The organism is Cupriavidus sp. L7L, from assembly GCF_004353535.1.
GTDB lineage: Bacteria > Pseudomonadota > Gammaproteobacteria > Burkholderiales > Burkholderiaceae > Cupriavidus > Cupriavidus oxalaticus_A.
Genome location: NZ_SMNY01000158.1, coordinates 1 through 458, shown reverse-complemented (window position 1 = coordinate 458; position 458 = coordinate 1). Strand labels below are relative to the sequence as shown.

The following is a 458-nucleotide window of genomic DNA, read 5'->3' as shown; positions in this document are numbered from 1 at the left end:
CTGCCAGTGGCGCCCAACCTACTGGAGCAGAAATTTGAAGCCGACAGGCCAAACGCCGCGTGGGTGACTGACATCACGTATATCGCGACCGATGAGGGGTGGTTGTACCTGGCAGGAATCAAGGATCTGTACACGTGCGAGATCGTGGGCTACGCGATGGGGCCCAGAATGACACAAGAATTGGTGGGCGAGGCGCTGTTCCGGGCGGTGCGCAGCAAGCGGCCACGGAACGGCCTGATTCATCATTCGGACCGGGGCAGCCAATACTGTGCTCACGGCTATCGCAGGTTGCTAGCGCAGTTCGGCATGCTGGCTTCGATGTCACGCAAGGGAAACTGCTACGACAATGCGCCCATGGAGAGCTTCTGGGGCAGCCTGAAAGCAGAGTTGGTGTACCACCATCGGTATGCCACCCGGATGGAAGCCATGGCCTCTGTCCGTGAGTACATTGAGATTTT

The 458-nt window shown here is 58.5% G+C and carries 1 protein-coding gene; it reads left to right on the top strand.

From position 1 onward, the window contains the following. The coding region (locus tag E1J61_RS36740; protein ID WP_133098642.1) for an IS3 family transposase at nucleotides 1-458 on the top strand (458 nt) is incomplete at both ends.